24 protein-coding genes are annotated in these 21133 nt (G+C 65.6%); 16 read left to right on the top strand and 8 right to left on the bottom strand.

Annotated features, from left to right (window positions below; all coding sequences use genetic code 11):
- Positions 1 to 12: 12 nt before the first annotated feature.
- Complete coding sequence (locus SX1_RS00545; RefSeq protein WP_019051486.1) at positions 13 to 1551, top strand: cryptochrome/photolyase family protein; 1539 nt, start codon at positions 13 to 15, stop codon at positions 1549 to 1551.
- On the opposite strand, the gene ybaL is transcribed toward SX1_RS00545, so the two are convergent.
- Together ybaL and SX1_RS00560 are read right to left on the bottom strand one after the other, a co-directional pair.
- Entirely contained in the window at positions 1548 to 3185 is a 1638-nt protein-coding gene (ybaL, locus tag SX1_RS00550) for a YbaL family putative K(+) efflux transporter (RefSeq protein ID WP_019051487.1), read from the bottom strand. The genes SX1_RS00545 and ybaL overlap by 4 nt on opposite strands.
- A 225-nt stretch (positions 3186 to 3410) precedes the next feature.
- Positions 3411 to 3803, bottom strand: a complete 393-nt coding sequence (locus SX1_RS00560; RefSeq protein ID WP_019051489.1) for a hypothetical protein — start codon at positions 3801 to 3803, stop codon at positions 3411 to 3413.
- Positions 3804 to 3992: 189 nt separating this feature from the next.
- Between SX1_RS00560 and rplU the strand changes: the two genes are divergently transcribed.
- The 3 genes from rplU to SX1_RS00575 all read left to right on the top strand — a co-directional run bounded on the left by rplU (position 3993) and on the right by SX1_RS00575 (position 5508).
- A complete protein-coding gene (rplU, locus tag SX1_RS00565; RefSeq protein ID WP_017183118.1) occupies positions 3993 to 4358 on the top strand; it encodes a 50S ribosomal protein L21 in 366 nt (121 codons plus the stop codon).
- A gap of 32 nt (positions 4359 to 4390) precedes the next feature.
- Complete coding sequence (gene rpmA / locus SX1_RS00570; protein WP_017183119.1) at positions 4391 to 4660, top strand: 50S ribosomal protein L27; 270 nt, start codon at positions 4391 to 4393, stop codon at positions 4658 to 4660.
- 272 nt (positions 4661 to 4932) lie between these two features.
- Positions 4933 to 5508: a GNAT family N-acetyltransferase gene (locus SX1_RS00575; RefSeq protein WP_019051490.1), complete on the top strand. Its 576-nt coding sequence runs from the start codon at positions 4933 to 4935 to the stop codon at positions 5506 to 5508.
- A 90-nt stretch (positions 5509 to 5598) separates the two neighbouring features.
- On the opposite strand, the gene SX1_RS00580 is transcribed toward SX1_RS00575, so the two are convergent.
- Both SX1_RS00580 and SX1_RS00585 read right to left on the bottom strand, forming a co-directional pair.
- Positions 5599 to 6150, bottom strand: coding sequence for a GNAT family N-acetyltransferase (locus tag SX1_RS00580; protein WP_019051491.1), 552 nt, complete (start codon positions 6148 to 6150; stop codon positions 5599 to 5601).
- A 32-nt stretch (positions 6151 to 6182) separates the two neighbouring features.
- Positions 6183 to 7028 (bottom strand): metal-dependent hydrolase, encoded by an 846-nt coding sequence (locus SX1_RS00585; protein ID WP_019051492.1) that lies wholly within the window; start codon positions 7026 to 7028, stop codon positions 6183 to 6185.
- A gap of 103 nt (positions 7029 to 7131) precedes the next feature.
- Between SX1_RS00585 and SX1_RS00590 the strand changes: the two genes are divergently transcribed.
- From SX1_RS00590 to SX1_RS00605, 4 genes are all read left to right on the top strand, one after another.
- The gene (locus SX1_RS00590; RefSeq protein WP_019051493.1) at positions 7132 to 7710 is read left to right on the top strand and encodes a TetR/AcrR family transcriptional regulator; all 579 of its coding nucleotides are present in this window, start codon (positions 7132 to 7134) and stop codon (positions 7708 to 7710) included.
- A gap of 90 nt (positions 7711 to 7800) precedes the next feature.
- Positions 7801 to 8901 (top strand): GTPase ObgE, encoded by a 1101-nt coding sequence (obgE, locus tag SX1_RS00595; protein WP_026149379.1) that lies wholly within the window; start codon positions 7801 to 7803, stop codon positions 8899 to 8901.
- Positions 8902 to 8998: 97 nt separating this feature from the next.
- Complete coding sequence (gene proB, locus SX1_RS00600; RefSeq protein ID WP_019051495.1) at positions 8999 to 10141, top strand: glutamate 5-kinase; 1143 nt, start codon at positions 8999 to 9001, stop codon at positions 10139 to 10141.
- Positions 10142 to 10145: 4 nt separating this feature from the next.
- Positions 10146 to 11060 carry an NAD-dependent epimerase/dehydratase family protein gene (locus SX1_RS00605; RefSeq protein ID WP_017183127.1) on the top strand — a complete coding sequence of 305 codons (915 nt, stop codon included), beginning with the start codon at positions 10146 to 10148 and terminating at the stop codon, positions 11058 to 11060.
- Positions 11061 to 11084: 24 nt separating this feature from the next.
- Here the strand turns inward: SX1_RS00605 and SX1_RS00610 are convergent, their stop codons facing one another.
- The gene (locus SX1_RS00610; RefSeq protein WP_019051496.1) at positions 11085 to 11597 is read right to left on the bottom strand and encodes a CvpA family protein; all 513 of its coding nucleotides are present in this window, start codon (positions 11595 to 11597) and stop codon (positions 11085 to 11087) included.
- 11 nt (positions 11598 to 11608) lie between these two features.
- Positions 11609 to 12976, bottom strand: a complete 1368-nt coding sequence (gene radA, locus SX1_RS00615; protein ID WP_026002382.1) for a DNA repair protein RadA — start codon at positions 12974 to 12976, stop codon at positions 11609 to 11611.
- An 89-nt stretch (positions 12977 to 13065) separates the two neighbouring features.
- Here radA and SX1_RS00620 point away from each other — a divergent pair, with 89 nt between their 5' ends.
- The 3 genes from SX1_RS00620 to SX1_RS00630 are packed head-to-tail and all read left to right on the top strand — an operon-like array spanning position 13066 to position 16634.
- Entirely contained in the window at positions 13066 to 13761 is a 696-nt protein-coding gene (locus tag SX1_RS00620) for an endonuclease/exonuclease/phosphatase family protein (protein WP_019051497.1), read from the top strand.
- Positions 13762 to 13803: 42 nt separating this feature from the next.
- Positions 13804 to 16137: a patatin-like protein gene (locus SX1_RS00625; RefSeq protein WP_019051498.1), complete on the top strand. Its 2334-nt coding sequence runs from the start codon at positions 13804 to 13806 to the stop codon at positions 16135 to 16137.
- A 29-nt stretch (positions 16138 to 16166) separates the two neighbouring features.
- A complete protein-coding gene (locus SX1_RS00630) occupies positions 16167 to 16634 on the top strand; it encodes a hypothetical protein (protein ID WP_019051499.1) in 468 nt (155 codons plus the stop codon).
- Between the two features lie 24 nt (positions 16635 to 16658).
- Here the strand turns inward: SX1_RS00630 and SX1_RS00635 are convergent, their stop codons facing one another.
- Positions 16659 to 16946, bottom strand: a complete 288-nt coding sequence (locus tag SX1_RS00635; protein ID WP_019051500.1) for a 4a-hydroxytetrahydrobiopterin dehydratase — start codon at positions 16944 to 16946, stop codon at positions 16659 to 16661.
- Here SX1_RS00635 and SX1_RS00640 point away from each other — a divergent pair.
- The 4 genes from SX1_RS00640 to SX1_RS00655 all read left to right on the top strand — a co-directional run bounded on the left by SX1_RS00640 (position 16945) and on the right by SX1_RS00655 (position 19644).
- Entirely contained in the window at positions 16945 to 17394 is a 450-nt protein-coding gene (locus SX1_RS00640; RefSeq protein WP_017183134.1) for a metallopeptidase family protein, read from the top strand. The two genes, SX1_RS00635 and SX1_RS00640, sit on opposite strands and share 2 nt — an antisense overlap.
- Positions 17391 to 18002 (top strand): heme ABC exporter ATP-binding protein CcmA, encoded by a 612-nt coding sequence (gene ccmA / locus SX1_RS00645; protein WP_019051501.1) that lies wholly within the window; start codon positions 17391 to 17393, stop codon positions 18000 to 18002. The genes SX1_RS00640 and ccmA overlap by 4 nt, the downstream gene beginning before the upstream one ends.
- Entirely contained in the window at positions 17999 to 18646 is a 648-nt protein-coding gene (locus SX1_RS00650; RefSeq protein ID WP_026149380.1) for a heme exporter protein CcmB, read from the top strand. The genes ccmA and SX1_RS00650 overlap by 4 nt, the downstream gene beginning before the upstream one ends.
- A gap of 104 nt (positions 18647 to 18750) precedes the next feature.
- The gene (locus SX1_RS00655; RefSeq protein ID WP_019051503.1) at positions 18751 to 19644 is read left to right on the top strand and encodes a DMT family transporter; all 894 of its coding nucleotides are present in this window, start codon (positions 18751 to 18753) and stop codon (positions 19642 to 19644) included.
- On the opposite strand, the gene SX1_RS00660 is transcribed toward SX1_RS00655, so the two are convergent.
- The gene (locus SX1_RS00660) at positions 19645 to 19929 is read right to left on the bottom strand and encodes a chorismate mutase (RefSeq protein WP_017183138.1); all 285 of its coding nucleotides are present in this window, start codon (positions 19927 to 19929) and stop codon (positions 19645 to 19647) included. It abuts the gene before it with no gap.
- Between the two features lie 97 nt (positions 19930 to 20026).
- Here SX1_RS00660 and SX1_RS00665 point away from each other — a divergent pair, with 97 nt between their 5' ends.
- Entirely contained in the window at positions 20027 to 21055 is a 1029-nt protein-coding gene (locus SX1_RS00665) for a polyprenyl synthetase family protein (protein WP_017183139.1), read from the top strand.
- Positions 21056 to 21133 lie beyond the last annotated feature (78 nt).

The following is a 21133-nucleotide window of genomic DNA, read 5'->3' on the forward strand; positions in this document are numbered from 1 at the left end:
TTGCTATGAAGCATGACCGACGGCCCCTTTCTCATTCCGGTGCTGGGCGACCAGTTGACGCCCGACATCGCCGCGCTGCGGCACGCTGACAAGGCACGCAGCGTCGTGCTGATGATGGAGGTGGCGGATGAGACCCGCTATGTCCGCCATCACAAGGCGAAGATCGCCTTCATCCTGTCCGCCATGCGCCACCATGCCGATAGGCTGCGCGCGCTGGGGTGGACAGTCGATTATGTGAAACTCGACGATCCGGCCAATAGCGGCAGCTTCACTGCCGAGGTCGCGCGCGCCATCGCGCGGCATGATCCCGCCGCCATTCACGTGACGGAGGCAGGTGAATGGCGGGTGCGCGCGATGCTGGAAGATTGGGAACTGCGTTTCGGGCTGCCGGTCACGATCCATGAGGATGACCGCTTCCTCTGTTCCCATGCGGAATTCGACAGTTGGGCGGCGGCGCGCAAGCAGTTGCGGATGGAGTTTTTCTATCGCGACATGCGGCGAAAAACCGGACTGCTGATGACGAGCGCGGGCAATCCGGAGGGTGGCGAATGGAATTATGATGCGGAAAATCGCAAGCCCCCGCCGGGGCGCGACCTGTTGATGCCGCAGCCCGTCCGGTTCCGGCCTGACGCGATGACGCAAGATGTGCTGGCGCTGGTTGCGGATCGCTTTGCCGACCATATCGGCAGCCTTGACCATTTCCATTTCGCTGTGACGCATGAGGAAGCGATGCGCCAGCAGCACCGCTTTCTGGACGAGGCATTGCCGCGCTTTGGCGACTATCAGGACGCGATGCTGACGGACGAGCCGTTCCTGTGGCACTCGATCCTCTCGCCCTATATCAATGCCGGGCTGCTCGATCCGCTGGCGCTCTGCCACGCGGTCGAGGCGCGCTATCGGGCGGGCAAGGTGCCGTTGAACGCAGCGGAGGGCTTTGTCCGCCAGATCATCGGCTGGCGCGAATATGTGCGTGGCATCTACTGGCATGAAGGGCCGGACTATGCGCAGCGTAACGCGCTGGGGGCGACGCGGCCCCTGCCCGGCTTTTACTGGACCGGCGAAACCGACATGCATTGTATGGCGCAGGCCATCGGCCAGACCATCGACCATGGCTATGCCCATCATATCCAGCGACTGATGATCACCGGCAATTTCGCGCTACTGGCCGGGATCGATCCGCACCAGGTTCATGTCTGGTATCTGGAAGTCTATGCCGACGCCTATGAATGGGTCGAACTGCCCAATACGCTGGGGATGAGCCAGTTTGCCGATGGCGGCCTGCTGGGGTCAAAGCCCTATGCCGCGAGCGGCGCCTATATCAACCGCATGTCGGATTATTGTAAGGCCTGCCGCTATGACGTGAAGCAGAAGCTGGGCGAGGATGCGTGTCCTTTCAACGCCCTTTATTGGGATTTCCTGGCCCGCAATGAAAAGCTGCTGGGTGGCAATATGCGGCTGGCCATGCCCTATCGCAGCTGGGCGAAGATGGCGCAGCCCGACCGCGCGGCGATCCGGGATCAGGCCGCGCGGTTTCTGACGTCTCTCGATTAATTGGCTCCGCACAGGCTGAGCATGCGGCCCGCCAGTTCCCGTTCCCCCATCACGATTTGCGGCACGCCCAGCTTCTCCAGATAGTCGACCTCCGCGTCGCTGTGCGCGCGGGCGACGACGGCCAGGTTGGGGTTCAAGCGGATCGCATGTTCAAAAATCGCCCCGCCCTCGAAACCTTCCGGCACGGCAATCAGCAGATGATGCGCCTTTTTAACCCCCGCCTTTGTAAGGTGCCGGTCCTCCAGTGCGCTGCCGCGTACCACGGACAGGCCGGCGGATTGGGCATCCTCGGCTTTCGCGCCATCGCCCTCGATCACGACGAACGGCACGGATCGCTCGGTCAGGCGGGTGGCGATCAGCTTGCCGACGCGGCCATAGCCTACCAGCACGACATGCCCCACCGGCGGGCGCTCCGCCGCGACGCGGGCGGCTTCTGCATCCACCTCGTCCTGCTTGCGGCCACGCACGGCCAGGGAGAAGAGGATGGGGTTGAGGAAGATCGAGACGATGGCGCCCGCCAGGATCAAATCTCGCGCATCGGCAGGCAGGACGCCAAGTCCCGTCCCCAGCGTGGCGAGGATGAAGGAAAATTCGCCGATCTGCGCCAGGCTGATCGCGATGGTCATGGCGGTGTCGGCTGGCTTGCCAAAGAGCCGGACAATGGCATAGGCGGCGATCGATTTGCCCACGATGATGATCGCCACGGTGGCCAGCAGCGGCAGCGGCTGTTCAACCAGCACAGCCGGATTGAACAACATGCCGACCGATACGAAGAAGAGCACCGCAAATGCGTCGCGCAGGGGCAGCGTCTCCTCGGTCGCGCGGCGGCTGAGCGGCGTTTCGCCCAAAATCATGCCCGCGAAGAATGCGCCGAGCGCGAAGGACACATCGAACGCATAGGCCGCGCCGAACGCCACGCCCAGCGCGATGGCCAGGACCGCAAGCCGGAACAGTTCGCGCGATCCGGTATGCACCACCCAGTGCAGCGCCCAGGGGATCACCCGTCGTCCCACCACCAGCATCAGGGCGACGAAGCCCGCAACCTTGAGCAGGGTACCGACCAGCGGCGCGATCAGGGCGCCTGCCCCCACCCCTGCATTGGCGTCGTTGATGACGGTGGCGAGTGCGGGCAGCAGGACCAGCGCCAGGACCATCACCAGATCCTCGACAATCAGCCAGCCGATCGCGATGCGGCCCCGCCGCGTCTCGACCAAATCGGCGCCCTGTAACGCCCGCAGCAGTACGACGGTGCTGGCGACCGACAAGGCAAGGCCAAAGACGATGCCCCCCATCAGCGGCCAGCCCATGACATGCGCCAACGCCATGCCAAGGCCGGTCGCGACTGCAATCTGCACCAGTGCGCCGGGGATGGCGATATTCTTGACCGACAGCAGGTCTTTCAGCGAAAAATGCAGTCCTACCCCGAACATCAGCAGGATGACCCCGATTTCGGCCAGTTCGTTGGCCAGCGCAGTGTCGGCAACGAAACCGGGGGTGAAGGGACCAACCATGATCCCGGCGACAAGATAACCGACGAGCGGCGAGAGTTTGAGGCGATGCGCGATCGCCCCCATGATGAAGGCAACAACGAGACCGGCGACAATCGTGCCGATCAGGGGCGTGTGATGGGGCATAGCAGGCTTTCTATTCTGCACGGCGGCCACGCGCATGACAGGCACGGCCAGCCGGGCGACCTATCCCTGGGCGGTGGGCAGCATGGCGAGCGATAGCGCGGCAGCGGCAATGGCCAGCGCGACCATGACGGCCGGCATGAACCACCAGGGCGGGCGTTTGCGGGGCATGAGCGAAGCTCCTTGTTCCGAACGAAGGGCCGCACAGGCGGGCCGGGACTCGATTCGTCAGGAACTGGCGGGCGGAGCGCGGGCGCGTCTATCTTTGGAGTGGAAGCCCGATCGCGCTCTTTCCCCGACAGGGGCGAAGGCGGGGGCAGCAGATTGCCGCCACAGGATCACCAAAGCGGCGGCAAACGCCGCCGGCAACAGCAGCGGGACCGACGGACCTTCGCCGTCCGGTTGCGTGGCCTGCACCGCCTGCGGGGCCAGAGGCGCGCGCGCCTTGATCACGACATCGATCGTCGCGGGATTGAAGGCGGAACCCGCTACCCGGCTAAGCGGCGGCCCAAGCGGCGCAAGCGCGGAGAGCAGGATGACCGCAATCAGCGTCCACACAGCAGCGATGACCGACAGGCGCTGGCCCGCCGATGCTCCACTGTCCGTTGCGATGCGCTTCATAGGTGTCACTATCCCTTTATCCTGCTATAGATAGGGCAAGGCAGGTCGAAAACCACCCCTCGAACCAGCCTATCGTGGTTGACAGGTCCGAGTCATTCCACTACCGGGCCACATTCCCGCGCGGGTCGGCTAAGGCTTCATGTCTTTGGTGATCTGCGTAAAGCAGATTTGAACGAGAAGAGACAAGCCATGTTCGCTATCGTGCGCACGGGCGGCAAGCAATATCGCGTCGCCGCCGGAGACAAGATCGTCGTCGAAAAGATGGCCGGTGAGGCCGGCGACAAGATCACGCTGGACGACGTCCTGCTGGCCGGTGAAGGCGGCGATCTGAAGGATGTGGCCGGTCTGACCGTCGCAGCCGAGATCATCGCGCAGGCGAAGGGCGAGAAGGTCATCGTCTTCAAGAAGCGTCGCCGCCACAATTATCGCCGCAAGAACGGCCACCGTCAGCGTCACACGATCCTGCGGATCGTTTCGATCGGCAGCGAAGCGAAGAAGGCCAAGAAGGCCGCTGCCAAGACCGAAGACGCGGCCCCTGCCGCTGCCGAAGCCTGATCGCTTCGCGACTAGAATTAGGAGTTTAGACAATGGCACATAAGAAAGCTGGCGGTTCGTCGCGCAACGGTCGTGATTCGGAATCGAAGCGCCTTGGCGTCAAGAAGTTCGGCGGTCAGGAAGTGATCGGCGGCAACATCATCATTCGCCAGCGCGGCACCCGCGTCTATCCCGGCCGCAACGTCGGCATGGGCAAGGACCACACGCTGTTCGCACTGGGCGAAGGCCGCGTGGTATTCCACGCTGGCAAGCAGGGCCGCAAATATGTGTCGGTAGACGCCGTCGCACAGGCTGCTGAATAACGGACGATCGATGACGGATCGTCCCTCCGCAAAGGGGCGATCCTCCCGACAGGGCCAATAGGCACTGTCGGTTTTCGAGGGAAAAAGGGGCGCTCCTTCCACAAGGAGCGCCCCTTTTTCATTGTCACGGGCCTCCCCTCCACTTTCCCTCAAGTCCTTGGAACTTAAGCCCTTCTCGCGCGTCATGCGGGCGGGGCCAGTCCATGAACCCACGCCGTCGTCAAGCCGTCATCATTGGCGGCTATCGGCGCCGACAAAGAGGAGAGACGAGAATGTTCGCCCGTACCCCCCGCCTGCTCCTGCGTCCGGGCTGGATGGAAGATGCCCCTGCCCTGGCCCAGGCCATTGGCGACCCTGCCGTCCTGCGCAACCTGACGCGCGTGCCCAGCCCCTATGGCCTGGAAGACGCGCTGGCGTTTCTGGAAAGGCCGCAGGACGTGCATCTGCCCAGCCTGCTTGCCTTCACCCGCACCCACGGCGCGCCGCGCCTGGTCGGCGGCTGCGGCATCACCCGCGCCGAAGATGGCGGCCATGAACTGGGTTACTGGATCGCCCGCCCCTATTGGGGACTGGGTTTCGCGACGGAAGCCGCACAGGCCGTGCTGCGCATGGCGCGCGCCAATGGCGTCAGCGGCATCCGTGCCGCCCATTTCGCCGACAATGGCGCGTCGGGCAATGTCCTGCGCAAGCTGGGCTTTCGCCAGACTGGCCGCGTCGAACCCCGTTTCAGCCCGGCGCGCGGCGACACTGCGCCCTGCCTGATCCTGGAGGAAGGCGGCGTGGCCCGACGGGGCGATGACCCGGCGATGGATCTGTACGCTGACGCCATGCCTGCTATGGCGGCTTGATCCTTCCCCGTTAACCGGGCCGTGACAAGACGGAGGGGGTCAGTGCCCGGACATGAAATTTGTGTCAGGCATCTAAATCCCCTCCACCCGCTATGCCGGTCCCCCTTCCCGTGTCTGGCAAGATGGCGAACGATCGAACAGCCTGATCGCCTTGCCCGCCAGCATCGCATCGCCAAATTCGGCAAAGCCCAGCTTTCCCGCGACCTTGATTGACGCGCCATTATCGGGTTCGATGATGCAGCGGATAGTGGCCGCGTCCAGATGGGCGTCCGCCCAGCCCAGCACTGCCGTCATCGCCTCGGTCGCCAATCCCCGCCCCCAGGCCTGCGGTCCCAGCACCCAGCCGGCTTCGGGTACGCCCTCCAGTTCGGGCAAACCGCGCGCGGCGCTCAGCAATCCCGCCTCCCCGATCAGCGTGCCGGTCGCCCGGTCCTCCATCACCCACATGCCATAGCCCAGCAGCGACCACATGCCCGCATAGCGCAGCAGGCGGAACCACACCGCCTGCGCATCCTGCGGCGATCCGCCGATATGGCGCACGACATCGGCGTCGGCCCACAGCGCACAACAGGCGGGATAGTCCGCAACGCCGTGCGGACGCAGGATCAGCCGGTCGGTTTGGAGCGTCGGGGGATGGAGCATGGCCACGATAAGACCGCACCCCGCCCCGCCGGTCAAGCCGTGGCGGGCGCCGCCATCCGCGCATCGGCATAGGCGCTGTCGGCCAGCGCGATCAATGCCCGGTCGTCCACGCGCCACGGATGAAAGCCCGGCAGGAAGTAGCTCATCCACGGTCGTGCCACGCGCCGCAATATGCCGGGCCGCACCAGAGCATAGTGCAGCAACCCGCCCCATGCGCGCACATTTGTAATCCCGTCCTGCCGCAACAACTCCATCATCCCGCGCGCACGATGGTGCAGGAAATGCTTGGTCACGATCAGCATCATCAGCGTCTTGACGCGCCAGCGTTTCGCCCTGCTCCAGTTGCGGGTTGCATGCATCCATGTGTCATGCGCCACCCCCTTATGCTCGATCTCCTCGATCGCGTGCCAGCGCCACATCGCGGCCGCTTCCGGTTCTGCCCCGACCAGGTAGCGCGGATCGCGCAGCAGTTCATGGGCCAGGATGGCGGTAAAATGTTCCAGCGCCATGGTCGCGGCCAGGCTGATGATCGGCGGGCGCTGCCGGGCAAGGTCCAGCAAGCGAACCACGTCGGCGTCGAGCAGCGACACGTCATAGCCATTGTCCGTCACTTGCCGGTTGAAGGCCAAATGCTCGCGGCTATGGACCACTTCCTGCCTGGTGAAGGCCGCGATCTCCTGCGCCAGCCGATCAGGCACGCCTTCGCGAAAAACCCGCACACTGTCGATGAAATAGGCTTCGCCGCGCGGAAAGGTGATCGACAGGGCGTTGAAGAAAGCCGTGGCGATCGGATCGCCATTCAGCCAATGTCGGGCGGACCCTTGCCCGCGCCCGAAACGGCGGTCGCGCGGCGTGATGGTCAAGTCAGTCGGGGTCATGGGGACATCTCCTCACTACTTACATGAATGTAAATATGAGTTGCTTACACTAATGTCAATAAAACGTGCCCGCCTTAGCCCCGATGAAAGCCGTCACGCGGCCATGGAAGCGGCGCGCGTGCTGCTGATCGAGGCCGGACCGCAAGCCGTGACGCTCAAGGCCGTGGCGGCGCGGATCGGACGGACCCATGCCAATCTTCTCCATCATTTCGGGTCGGCCGCGGGCTTGCAAAAGGCGCTGGCGGCGCATCTGGGCGAAACGATCACCGCGACGATCGGCAAAGCGGTGGACGCCATGCGGCGCGGCGAAGTCGCCCCCCGCCTGATCGTCGACATGACGTTCGATGCGTTCGACGCGGGGGGCGCGGGCGCGCTGGCCAGTTGGATGCTGGCGTCGGGCAATGAGGATGCGCTCGACCCTGTGGTAGAGGCGATCCACCGGCTGGTCGACAAGCTGGTCGCCACCGCGCTGACCCCGGACCTGGGCGATGTAATCCGCGACAATACGCTGATGCTGGTTCTGCTGGCGCTGGGCGATTCGCAGATGGGCGGGCCGATGGCGGCGTCGCTGGGCCTGCCGCGCGAAAAGGCGCGCGAGATCGCCACGCGCAGCCTGGTCGCTGCCCTGATGGCCGAAGCTGCCGCCTTTGCCGCGACCGAAGCGGCGCAGGCCAAGGTTTAACCTTGTGCGATTGCACGCTATTTCTCATTTTCCGCATTCCGCGAACGCTCGGCTGTTCCAGCAGAGTTCAGAATGCTCTATGGGCGCCCCATGCATTTTCTCGATCAAGCAAAAATCTTTATCAAATCCGGCTGGGGCGGCCCCGGCGCGGTCAGTTTCCGGCGTGAAAAATATGAAGAATATGGCGGCCCGGACGGCGGCAATGGTGGCAAGGGCGGCGACATCATCTTTGAAGCGGTGCAGGGCCTCAACACCCTCATAGACTTTCGCTACACCCAGCATTTCAAGGCGCAGCGCGGCACGCCCGGCATGGGCAAGAATCGCTATGGCGCGGGCGGCAAGGATCTGGTGATCAAGGTGCCGGTCGGCACGCAGATATTGTCCGATCCCAAGCCGATCGAGGGCAGCGAGGATGAGGACGGCATTCCCGATTATGAGGATCAGGAAGTGCTGGCCGACTTTACCGAAGTGGGACAGCGCATCACCTTCCTGCGCGGCGGCGATGGCGGCCGGGGCAACATGTCCTACAAGACCAGCACCAACCGCGCGCCGCGCCAGCATGGCACGGGCTGGCCGGGCCAGGAAATGTGGGTGTGGCTGCGGCTCAAGCTGCTGGCCGATGTCGGCCTTGTCGGCATGCCCAATGCGGGCAAATCGACGCTGATCAATCAGGTCACCAATACCAAGGCGAAGGTCGGCGCCTATGCCTTTACGACCACCAAGCCGCAACTGGGCGTGGTGCTGCACAAGAATCGCGAATTCGTGCTGGCGGACATTCCGGGCCTGATCGCGGGCGCGGCCGAGGGCGTGGGGATTGGCGACCGCTTCCTGGGGCATATCGAACGCTGCCGCGTGCTGCTCCATCTGATCGACGCGACCGGAGACGATCCGATCGAGGCTTTCCACATCGTACAGGACGAACTGGCCGCCTATGGCGAGGGGCTGGACGAAAAGCCGCAGATCGTCGCGCTCAACAAGGGCGACCTGCTTGGCCCGGAACTGATGGAAGATATTGCCGGCCAACTGCGCGAAGAAGGCGTGGAAGATGTGTTCATCATCTCGGCAGGCACTGGCGAGGGCGTGGAAGCGCTGCTCGACGCGATCCTGCCGATCGTGGGACAGGCGCTGGACGATGCGAAGGCTGAAGGCAGCGCGGATGACGAAGGCGAAGGCCCATGGTCGCCGCTCTAGGCGTCAACCAACCCACCCCCGTTCGGGCTGAGCCTGTCGAAGCCCTGCACGTCTCTTCAAGAAAGAACGGCCCTTCGACAAGCTCAGGGCGAACGGAATGATAGCTGTGTCCATGCCCCCCCTCTCCGGCTTTCCCCCCGCCCTCGTTCGCCGTCTGGTTATCAAGATCGGCTCTGCCCTGCTGGTCGATCCGGCGGGTCAGGTGCGGGTGGACTGGTTGCGTACGCTGGTCGCCGACGTCGCGGCGCGGAAAAGCGCGGGGCAGCAGGTGATCATCGTGTCGTCCGGCGCGATCGCGCTCGGCGCGCGCCGGTTGAAACTGCCCAAGGGCGGACGCGGCAGCCTGGAGGATGCGCAGGCAGCGGCGGCAACCGGACAGATCGCCCTGTCGCAATGCTGGGCCAGCCTGCTGGACGAATGCGGCATCACTGCCGCGCAGATGCTGGTGACGCTCGACGACCTGGAAAATCGCCGCCGCTATCTCAATGCGTCCGCTACGCTCGAACGGCTGATGACGCTGGGCGTCGTGCCGGTGGTGAACGAGAATGACAGCGTCGCTACCGCCGAAATCCGCTTTGGCGATAATGACCGGCTGGCGGCGCGTATCGGACAGGCGGCACGGGCTGACGCAGTTGTCCTGCTGTCGGACGTCGACGGGCTTTACACCGCCAACCCGCACGTCGATGCGGACGCGATGCTGATAGAGACAATAGAACGCATCGATGCGCGAATCGCTGCCATGGCCGATGGCGGTTCCGCGTCCGGCATGGGATCGGGCGGGATGACCTCAAAGATCGAGGCGGCCAGGATCGCGACCGGCGCGGGCGCCCATCTGGCCATCATTTCGGGCAAGGTCGATGCGCCCCTGTCGCACTGGACCAATGGCGGCAAGGGGTCGATCTTTCTCGCCGCGCCAGCGAAACGTGCGCGCAAGGGCTGGCTTGCCGGGCGGTTGACCGTGAGCGGGCGGATCATCGTGGATGCGGGCGCGGAACGGGCGCTGGGCCAGGGCAACAGCCTGTTGCCGGCCGGTGTCGCCAGTGTCGAAGGCGTGTTTGCGCGCGGCGACGTGGTCGATATCATGACCCCCGATGGCCGGACGATCGCGCGCGGCCTCAGCGAATATGACAGCGAGGAAGCGGCGCGGATCGCGGGCAAGCGCAGCGAGGATATTGCCGTGCTGCTGGGCCACCTGCCACGATCCGTGCTGGTCCATCGCGACCATATGGCGATGGTCTGACGCCATGACATTGCGGATTGCGATGACCGGCGCGACGGGTTTCGTCGGCACGGAGACGTTGGATCAGGCGTTGGCGGCGGGGCATCATGTCACCGCGCTGACCCGCAAGGCACAGCCGCCGCGCGCGCGGCTGAAATGGGTGCCGGGATCGCTGGAGGACGCCGCGGGGCTGGATACGCTGGTCCGCGACGCCGATGTCGTGGTGCATATCGCGGGCGTGGTGAACGCGCCTGACAGGGCGGCTTTCGCTGTCGGCAATGCGCGCGGGACCATCGCGGTGATCGACGCGATGCGCAAACGTGGCGTGCGGCGGTTGATCCACGTCTCTTCACTGGCGGCGCGCGAACCGGACCTGTCCGACTATGGCTGGTCCAAGGCGCTGGCCGAACGCCATGTACAGGCCAGCGGCCTTGACTGGACGATCGTGCGCCCGCCCGCCATTTATGGACCCAATGATCGGGAGATGCTGGAACTGTTCCGCATGGCCAAGCGCGGCGTCATGATGCTGCCGCCCGGCGGGCGCCTGTCGGTGATCGAAGTGGGCGATCTTGCCAGGCTGCTGCTGACGCTGGCGGGCGAGCAGGAAATCAGCCTGACGCACATCTATGAGGCGGACGACGGCACTGTCGGCGGGTGGGACCACAAGGATTTTGGCGCAGCGATCGGCCGCGCTATGGGGCGCACCGTACGGACGCTGGCGACCCCGGCATGGCTGCTGGGCGTGGCGGCACGGACTGACCGGATGATCCGGGGCAAGGGCGCGAAGCTGACCCCCGACCGGGTCGATTATTTCTGCCATCCCGACTGGGTCGCCGCGACCGGCGCGCATGTCCCCCGGCAATTATGGATGCCGCAGGTGCCGACCGAAGCGGGGTTGAAGGCGACGGCGGAGGCCTATCGGGCCAAGGGCTGGGTGTAGGTCCGCGCGCCTGACCCTCCTCCGTTATGATTCGACGGGCTTCTTCGCTCGCTGTTCCGCCAGAAATTCGCTGATCGCCTGCCCGCTGGCATTGAGCAGCGGAAAGGTGCGCGCGTCGGACAGCCAGTCCGGGCGGCGCGCGCCGCTGCCATACATGGTGTCATAGACCAGGCTGAACGCCAGGAAGATCAGGGTCGCGCCGATCAGTCCCTTGACCGCGCCAAAGCCGCCGCCCAGCACCCGATCGACCGGCCCCAGCACGGACTGGCGGGTACGGCGGCCAATGGCGTGGGCGACCATCTTGCCCGCTGCGAAGGTGACGCCGAACACCAGTCCCAGCGCCAGCACGGCGGCCCCGCTGGTCGTCCCGACAAAGGCGCTGAGCAATTCGGTGGCGGAGGCATGGAACAGGCGAATGGCGAAGATCGCCAGCACCCACGCCATCAGCGAAAGGGTTTCCAGCACGAAACCGCGCAGCAAGCCCAATATGGCGCAACCGCCAATGGCGAGCAGGACAAGAATATCGACGGCGTTCATCGCCTGCGTGGCTATCCCCTGCCCAGCATCTGGTCAACCAGCCCTGCAAGGGTGCGAAAGCCATTGACCGCAATTCCCTTCACCCCGTCCGCCGCCGCGGCGGGGATGAAAGCGCGATTGAACCCCAACTTGGCCGATTCGCGCAGCCGCAGCGGCGCATGGGCGACGGGCCGGATTTCACTCGACAGCGCGATTTCGCCGAATAGCACGACGTCGGCGGGAACCGGCTTTTCCGACAGGGCGGAGACCAGCGCCGCTGCCACCGCCAGGTCCGCCGCCGGGTCCGACAGGCGATAGCCACCCGCGACGTTCAGATAGACTTCGCAGGTCGAAAAGCTGAGGCCACAGCGCGATTCCAGCACCGCCAGCACCATCGCCAGCCGCCCGCTGTCCCAGCCTACCACAGCCCGGCGCGGCGTCGCCCCGCTCGACAGGCGCACGACCAGCGCCTGTATCTCCACCAGCACTGGCCGGGTTCCTTCCAGCGCCGGGAACACGGTCGCGCCGGTCACGCTTTCATCACGATGGGTCAGGAACAAGGCGGACGGGTTGGCGACTTCCTCCAGCCCCTCAGCCACCATCGCGAACACGCCGATCTCGTCCGTGCCGCCAAAGCGGTTCTTGATCGCGCGCAGGATGCGGTACTGGTGGCTGCGCTCCCCCTCGAACGCCAGCACCGTATCGACCATATGTTCCAGCACGCGCGGCCCGGCGATGCTGCCATCCTTGGTCACATGCCCGACCAGCACGAGCGCACTGTTGCGCTGCTTGGCGAAGCGGATCAGTTCCTGAGACGATGCCCGCACCTGGCTGACCGTGCCGGGCGCACCCTCTATCAGGTCGCTATGCATCGTCTGGATCGAATCGATGATGAGCAAGGCGGGCGGCTCCCCCTCCCCCAGCGTCGTCAATATGTCGCGCACCGACGTGGCGCTCGCCAGCATCACCGGCGCGCCCCCCAGGCCCAGCCGCTGCGCGCGCAGCCGCACCTGATCGGTCGCTTCCTCGCCACTGATATAGACGACTGACAGCCCGCGCGCCGCCACCCGCGCCGCGGCCTGCAACAACAGGGTCGATTTGCCGATGCCCGGATCGCCGCCGATCAGCGTGGCCGATCCCGCCACGATTCCGCCGCCCAACGCCCGATCGAACTCGGCAATGCCGGTGCTGGTGCGCGGCGGCAGCTCGACCTTGCTGTCCAGCCCGATCAGCGTGATCGCCCGTCCGCCAGCATGCAGGTCGTGCCGCGCCGAAAACGCGGTTTCCGGCGCTTCCTCGACGATGCTGTTCCACTCGCCGCAATCCTCGCACTGGCCCTGCCACCGCGGCGAGACTGTGCCGCATTGCTGACAGACGAATTTCCGCTTTGCCTTGGCCATGGCGGAGATATGCCGACCATGCGCGAACATTGCAAGAACATCCGGCGACGGACTGGAAACATCATCGCGGCTCAGGCATTGAAGCGGTAATGAAGACAATCCGCGTTGCCAGCTACAATATCCGCAAGGCCATCGGCACTGACCGGCGGCGGATACCCGAACGGGTGCTGGAGGTGCTGGGCGAGGTGGACGCGGACATCATCGCGCTACAGGAAGCCGACCGGCGCTTTGGCGTGCGATCGGCGGCCATTCCACCACTGCTGATGGAGCGCCTGAGCGATTACAAGCCGGTGCCGCTCGACGTGCAGGTCGATTCGATGGGCTGGCACGGCAACGCCCTGCTGGTGCGCAAGGCTGCACAGATCGACCTGAGCGACGTGCTGCATCTGCCCTATCTGGAACCGCGCGGCGCGACCATGGCGGAAGTGACGCTGAACGGCCTGTCGCTGCGCGTGTTCGGCATGCATCTGGATCTATCGGGTCTGTGGCGGCGGCGGCAGGCCGCGGCCGTCATCAATGCGGCGGCACAGGGCGCGCCCATGCCCACCGTGCTGATGGGCGATCTTAACGAATGGAGCGCCAATCGCGGCTGCCTGGCCGACTTTGCGCATCATTATAGTTTCGCGCCGTGCGGACGCAGTTTCCATGCGCGCCGTCCGGTGGCGCGGCTCGACCGGATCATGCATTGCAACCGGTTGACGCTGACCGACTGCGGCGTCCATGACAGCGCTTCGTCGCGCAAGGCGTCCGACCATTTACCGATCTGGGCCGATTTCCGCGCCTGACAGCCCCTCGACAAGCCGTCTCCGCTCTGCGACGTTCACGCCATGAAGGAGAGGGAACTCAGGCTTGGGCTGGTCTGCTATGGCGGCATCAGCCTGGCCATTTACATGCATGGCATCACCAAGGAGGTATGGCGGTTGGCGCGCGCCAGCCGCGCCTATCATGACGGCGTGCAGCCGGAGACAGGCAGCGAGGCCGTCTATCACAAGCTGCTTGCCGATATGGAGGAGGCCAGCGGGGTGCGGCTGCGCGTGCTGCCGGACATTATCGCCGGGGCCAGCGCCGGCGGGATCAATGGCATCTTTCTGGCGCAGGCGATCGAGACCGGCCAGTCGCTGGAGCCGCTGACCAACCTGTGGCTCGACAATGCCGATGTCGACAGCCTGCTCGATCCCGACGCCCGCCCGACCCGCGCGCTCACCAAATTCTGGGCGACGCCGCTGGTCTGGATGGCGGCGCGGCGGCCCGGCGATGCGGTGGAGCGCACGGTCGCGCCGGACACGCGCGAGGAAGTGCGGATGAAATTGTCCCGCTTCATCCGCTCCCGCTGGTTCGAACCGCCCTTTGGCGGGGAGATTTTCACGACGCTGATCCTCGACGCCTTCGACGCGATGGCGGCCAGCGAGCGCGGGCCGGTGCTGTTGCCCGATGGCCATCCGCTCGACCTGTTCGTCACCGTCACCGATTTTGAAGGGCATCCGCAAAGCCTGACCCTCAACAGCCCGCCCCAGGTGATCGAGACCGAACATCGCCTGTCGATCGGCTTCCGGGCGCGGGGCCGGGGAGCGCGAGAATTTGCCGATACCGCCGAACTGGTGTTCGCGGCGCGCGCCACCGCCAGCTTTCCGGGCGCCTTCCCCCCCTTCACCGTGCGCGAACTGGACCGGGTGCTCAAGCGCCGCCATCGTAATTGGCCGACGCGCGACGCCTTCCTGGCCCGCGCGCTGCCGCGCCACTGGGCGCGCGGCACGGCCGAGGATGCGGTGCTGATCGACGGGTCGGTGCTGGCCAATGCGCCGTTCGCGCAGGCCATCGGCGCGCTGCGCAACCGGCCATCGCGGCGGGAGGTCGACCGGCGCTTCGTCTATATCGATCCAAAGCCCGGCCATCGCACCATCCAGCTCAACCGCCATGGCGATCAGGTCGCGGTGCCCACGGGCGAGGATGCGCCGCTGCCCGGCTTCTTCCGCACCATCTTCGGCGCGCTGAGCGACATTCCGCGCGAACAGCCGATTCGCGACAATCTTGAGGCGATCGACCGCCATTCCTCGCGCATTCGCCGGATGCGCCGCATATTGAACGCGCTGCGCCCCGGTATCGAGGCGGAGGTGGAAGGGGCGATCGGCGGGATGCTGTTCCTCGACCGGCCAACCCCGTCGCGCCTGTCGGCCTGGCGCGCCAAGGCGCAGCAGCGGGCGGCCAGTTCCGCCGGTTTCGCCTTTCCCGCCTATGGCCACCTCAAATTGTCAGGCATCGTCGAATCGCTCGCGACCTTGCTGTTCCGCCTGTCGGGGGAGGACAGCCGGATGCTGCGCGAAACCTATCGCGCGGCGATATGGGCGCAGGTGCGCAAGGATGGCGCGGATCAACTGGACGGGAGCGGCGGGTCGGCTTCCGGGCCGGTCACCTTCTTCCGCACCCATGATCTGGCGTTCCGCATTCGCCGCCTGCGCTTTCTGGCGCGACATCTGGCCGACACGCTGGAAAGCGAGGGCGCGGCGGAGGATGAAGCGGTACTGGCAATGCATGACGCGATCTACCGCGCGCTGGCGCTCTATGCCGAATGCGAGGAGAGCGATTTTCACGGGGCCGCCGTGCTGGCCGCCGCGCGCGACGTGCCGGGCGATGCCGCCGCCGCACTGGAAGCGGTCGCGCAGGAACGCGGCCTTCGGACGCGGGACGAGGGCGCGGACATGATCCTGGCCGAAGCCTTCGCCGCCCTGCCCAAGGCCGGTCGCAGGTCCATGCTGCTCGCCTATCTGGGCTTCCCCTTCTACGACATAGCCACCCTACCGTTGCTTCAGGGTGACACTATGGACGAATATGATCCGGTGAAGGTCGACCGGATTTCGCCCGAAGATTGCTCCGCGATCCGGCCCGGCGGCGCTGCCGCCACACTTAAAGGCATTGAATTCAATAATTTCGGCGCTTTCTTCAGCCGGGTCTATCGAGAAAATGACTATCTGTGGGGCCGCCTTCATGGGGTCGAGCGGCTGCTGGACATCGTGATTTCAGCCATGCCCACCGCAAGCCGCCTTTCCCCCGACGCGCTGCGCGACTATAGGCGGGCGGCTTTTCTGGCGATCCTGGACGAAGAAGAGTCGCGGCTACCGCATGCCGCGGACCTGATCGCCAGCTTGCGGGAGGAAATCGGGTGAGCAGGCGTTTGAGGCTGGTTCCGATAGGCATGACGCTGGCGCTCGTCGCCGGCTGCGGAGATTCGTCACCGCAGGTTGCGCAGGCCGATCCCAGCCCCAGCCCGCCGGTCGTTCCCGCGCCTGCCGCGCCACCCCCGCCCAAAGCGGTCGTCAGCCCACCACCTGCGCCCAAAGCCGGGCCGGTCGTTACCGTTCGCGCCCAGCCCGCGCCATGGCATTCGCTCGACCTGCCGCCGTCGGACGTCGCTGCCAGCGCGGCCCCCTTCCCGCGCGAAGTGACCCAGTTCATGGTGGAGCGCGACAGTTGCGACCATTTCCGGGGCGAAGAAGCCTATGATGCGGAACGGCGCGCCTATATCGAGGAAAATGTCGCGGAACTGTGCCACGGGTCCGACGCGATGCTGGCGACGCTCCGCCGCCGCTACGCCGCCGATCCGTCCGTCACCGCCGCACTGCATGGCTATGAGGACCGGATCGAAGGGCGCGACGAAGAATAGGCGCTCCCCCCCACCCGTTCGGTATTACAACAACCCGTCGACCTGGTGCGCCAGGTCAATGTCCCGCTGCGACAGGCCGCCTGCGTCATGCGTGGTCAAAACCATGTCCACCCGGTTATAGACATTGCTCCATTCGGGATGATGATCCGCCTTCTCGGCCAGGATCGCCACCTGCGTCATGAAACCGAAGGCGGCGACGAAATCCGGAAAGGTGAAACGGCGCGAAATGCCGTCCGGCTCCGCGACCGCGGACCATTCGGGCAGGTCGGCCAGCGCCAGCGCGCGCGCCTCATCGCTCAGCTTCTCGATCATGTCCCTATCCTCTGAAAATAGTTTCGCCTATGTGGCAGCCATGTCGCACGAAGGTCAACCGCACCGCTTCGCTCCCACTGCGCAGGATATTGAGGCGCTGGCGCTTGAAGCGCTCGCGCGCCTGCCCGCCCCCTTTACCGACCATCTGCACAATGTCGTCCTGTTCGTCGAGGAATTTGCCGATGCGCAGACGCTCAAGGACATGGACATTGACGATCCGTTCGGCCTGACCGGCCTCTATACCGGCCGCCCCGTCGGGCAGGAGGCGCAGACCGGGGATGCGCCGCCCACCGTCCACCTGTTCCGCCGACCCCTGCTGGACGAATGGATCGAAACCGGGGTGCCGCTGGACGCGCTGATCACCCATGTCGTCGTTCATGAAATCGGCCATCATTTCGGCCTGTCGGACATCGACATGCATGTGCTGGAGGATATGGTCGCGCCATGAGCCGTGCGGCGCTGGCCCTGTCGGACGTCGCCTGCCTGCGCGGCGGACGGATATTGTTTCGCGGCGTCAACCTGACGCTCGATGCAGGCGCCAGCGCGTTGCTGACCGGCCCCAATGGCGTCGGCAAATCCAGCCTGTTGCGGCTATGCGCCGGGCTTCTCCCCGCCTTTTCCGGTACGATGGAACGCCACGGCGCGGTCGCGCTGGCCGATGAGCGGCTGACGCTCGACAGTGAATTGTCGCTGGCGCGCGCACTCCATTTCTGGGCGCGGCTGGACCGCAGCGCAGAGAATGCCGTCGCCGCGGCGCTCGAGGCGATGGCGCTTACGCGGCTTTCCGACGTGCCGGTTCGGATGTTGTCGACCGGGCAGCGCAAGCGGGCGATGCTGGCGCGGGTCATCGCCAGCGGCGCGCCGATCTGGCTGCTGGACGAGCCGGGCAATGGTCTGGACAGCGCCTCGCTGGACCTGCTGGGATCGGCCGTGTCCGCGCATCTGGCGGGCGGCGGCATCGTCGTTACAGCGTCGCACCAGCCGCTGCCGCTAGGCGCGCCGGTCGTGCTGTCGCTGGCCGACCATCTGCCCGATCCGGCGGAGTGGGACGCATGAGGATGCTCTGGTTGCTCGCCTCGCGCGATCTGGGCACCGCCTGGCGCTCGTCCGGCCTGTGGCTGCCGGTTGCCTTCCTGCTGCTGGTTGCCAGCCTCTATCCCTTTGCGGTCGGCCCGGACCTTGGCCTGCTGCGCCGCACCGGGGGCGGGATGGTGTGGATCGCCGCGCTGCTGGCCAGCCTGCTGCCGGTCGACCGGCTGATCGCGCCGGATCGCGACGCGGGGGTGCTGGATCAGATGGCGCTGCGCGGCATTGGCGACGAAATGGTCGTGCTGGCCCGGCTGATCGCTCACTGGCTGGGCTTTGGCCCGCCGCTGATGATCGCCACTCTGCCCGCCGCCGCCTTGCTGAAACTGGATGGCGGGACGATCTGGATGCTGGAGGCTGGCCTGCTGATCGGCACGCCTGCGCTGGCCGCGCTCGGCCTGCTGGTCGCGACGCTGACGGCGGGCCTGCGATCCAGCGGTGCGCTGGCGGGATTGCTCGCTCTGCCGCTGGCGGTGCCGCTGCTGATCTTTGGCGCCGGCACGCTGGGCGATGGCAGTGGCGCAGCACTCAAATTCCTCGCCGCCGCCTCGCTGCTGCTGGTCGCGATCACGCCATTTGCCGGTGGCGCAGCGATACGGGCGGGGCGGGAATAGTGCGGCATCCGCTGATGGCGAGGCTGTAGAAGGCGAACAAGCCCGACACGGCCCTGTTCCTTCCGCCTCTCGACATCGCTCTTCGCCTGCGCCACAGCCGCCCCATGCTTGCCCTTGCTGCCTCGATCCTGTTCGTCCTGATCTGGTCCACCGGATTCATCGTCGCCCGCGCGACGGTGGCGCATGGCGCGCCCGAACTGGTGCTGGCGATCCGCCTGACGCTGGTTGCGATTCTGTTGTGCGGCGCGGCCCTGTTCGCGCGGCAGGACTTTCCGCGCGGGCGCAGGCTGGCCCTCCACCTGCTTGCCGGCGCCATGTTGCACGGCGTCTATCTTACGGTCGGCTGGTGGGCGATCAGCCGTGGCATGCCCGCCGGGATCATGTCGCTGCTGGGGGCGCTTCAGCCGCTGATGGTCGCGGTCGCCAGCGTCGTCCTGCTGGGCGACCGGCTACCGCGCCGCACCTGGGTGGGGCTTGCGATCGCGATCCTGGGCGTCACCTGCGTCCTGCTGCCCGCCATCATGCGCAGCGGCACCGGCTCCATCTCCATCGGGTTGGCGATTGCGGGCCTTGTCGCGGTCATCGCCATGACCGGCGGCACGTTGATCCAGCGCGGCGGACTGGCGGGTGATCCGATTTTGGTGTCGGGCGGGGTGCAGAATATCGGCGGCGCACTGGTCGCGATCACCGCCACGCTGATCGTGGGCGAATGGCGTTGGGACAATGATCCCATGCTCTGGGCCGCGCTCGGCTGGTCGGTGCTGGTCCTGTCGGCGGCTGGTCTCAGCCTGCTCGTCTGGCTGGTCCGCCATCAGGGGCCGACCGCCATGTCGATGCTGTTGCTGCTCGTCCCGCCGCTTGCCGCGATCGAGGCTTGGCTGCTCTTTGGCGAACGGCTTGGCCCGATCCAGCTTGTCGGTTTTGCGCTGGCGCTGGGCGGAGTGCTGCTCGGTCGATCGGCGCCCGCCAGACAAACAGACCTTACCGAACCGGCCTGATCAGCCTTCGCGCAGCCTTTCATGGTGGCGGATCACTTCGTCGATGATGAAGCGCAAGAATTTTTCTGTGAAGTCAGGGTCCAGCTTCGCGTCCAGCGCGAGCTGCCGCAAGCGGGCGACCTGCCGTTCCTCCCGCCCCGGATCGGCCGGGGGCAGCGCATGGCTCGCCTTATATTCGCCCACCGCCTGCGTCACCTTGAACCGCTCGGCCAGCATGAACACCAGCGCGGCGTCGATATTGTCGATGCTTTCGCGGTAGCGCTGCAATGTGTCGGTCACGTTCATCCTCCGGTCAATCGGCGCGCTTTTTGCGCCATCTGGCCTCACAGGCAAGCTATTCCCGCTTGCCATCTGCATTTTGCCCGGCCAAGGGACGCACATCATGACAGCACCCGCCCCCGGTAACGTCCACCCCATCGGCCGCGCCAAAAGCGCGCCGTCGCTGGCCCCCATCATGAATCTGGTCGCCGACGGCATGAACCAGGTCAATGCCGTGATTCTGGACCGGATGCAGTCGCGCATCCCGCTGATCCCCGAACTGGCCGGGCATTTGATTGCAGGCGGCGGCAAGAGGCTGCGGCCTATGCTGACATTGGCCTGCGCCGATCTGGTCGGCTATGCCGGATCGCGCCACTACAAGCTGGCCGCCGCGGTCGAATTCATCCACACCGCTACGCTGTTGCATGACGATGTCGTCGATGGATCGGGCCTGCGCCGGGGCCGCAAGACCGCCAACATCATCTGGGGCAACAGCGCGAGCGTGCTGGTCGGCGACTTCCTCTTCTCCCGCTCCTTCGAGCTGATGGTCGAGGCGGAATCGCTCAAAGTCCTGAAAATCCTGGCCAACGCATCGGCGGTGATTGCGGAGGGTGAAGTCAACCAGCTGACCGCCCAGCGCAAGATCGACACCAGCGAGGACCAGTATCTCGACATTATCGGCGCCAAGACCGCAGCGCTGTTCGCCGCCGCCTGCCGCATTTCCGCCGTGGTCGCCGACCGGGACGAGCGGGAGGAGCAGGCGCTCGACGTCTATGGCCGCAATCTGGGCATCGCCTTCCAGCTGATCGACGATGCGATCGATTATGAATCGGACGGCGCGACCATGGGCAAGGATGCGGGCGATGATTTCCGCGATGGCAAGGTGACGCTGCCGGTGATCCTGGCCTATGCCCGTGGCAGCGATGAGGATCGCGCCTTCTGGAAGGCGGCGATCGCGGGCCACAAGATCAGCGATGATGATCTGACCCACGCCACCGGCCTGCTGCGCCGCACCGGCGCGATCGCCGACACGCTCGCCCGCGCCCGCCATTACGGCCAGCGCGCGATCGACGCGCTGGGCATGTTCGACAATGGCAAGGCCAAGGCCGCGCTGACCGAAGCCGTCGAATTTGCAACGATCCGCGCCTATTGAGGATTTGGGCCCGCATTTCGTCTGACCAGCAAAGGCCGTTCGCCCTGTTTCGAAGGGTCATTCTCCTTAGAAAGTATC

This window comes from Sphingobium xenophagum NBRC 107872, assembly GCF_000367345.1.
GTDB lineage: Bacteria > Pseudomonadota > Alphaproteobacteria > Sphingomonadales > Sphingomonadaceae > Sphingobium > Sphingobium xenophagum.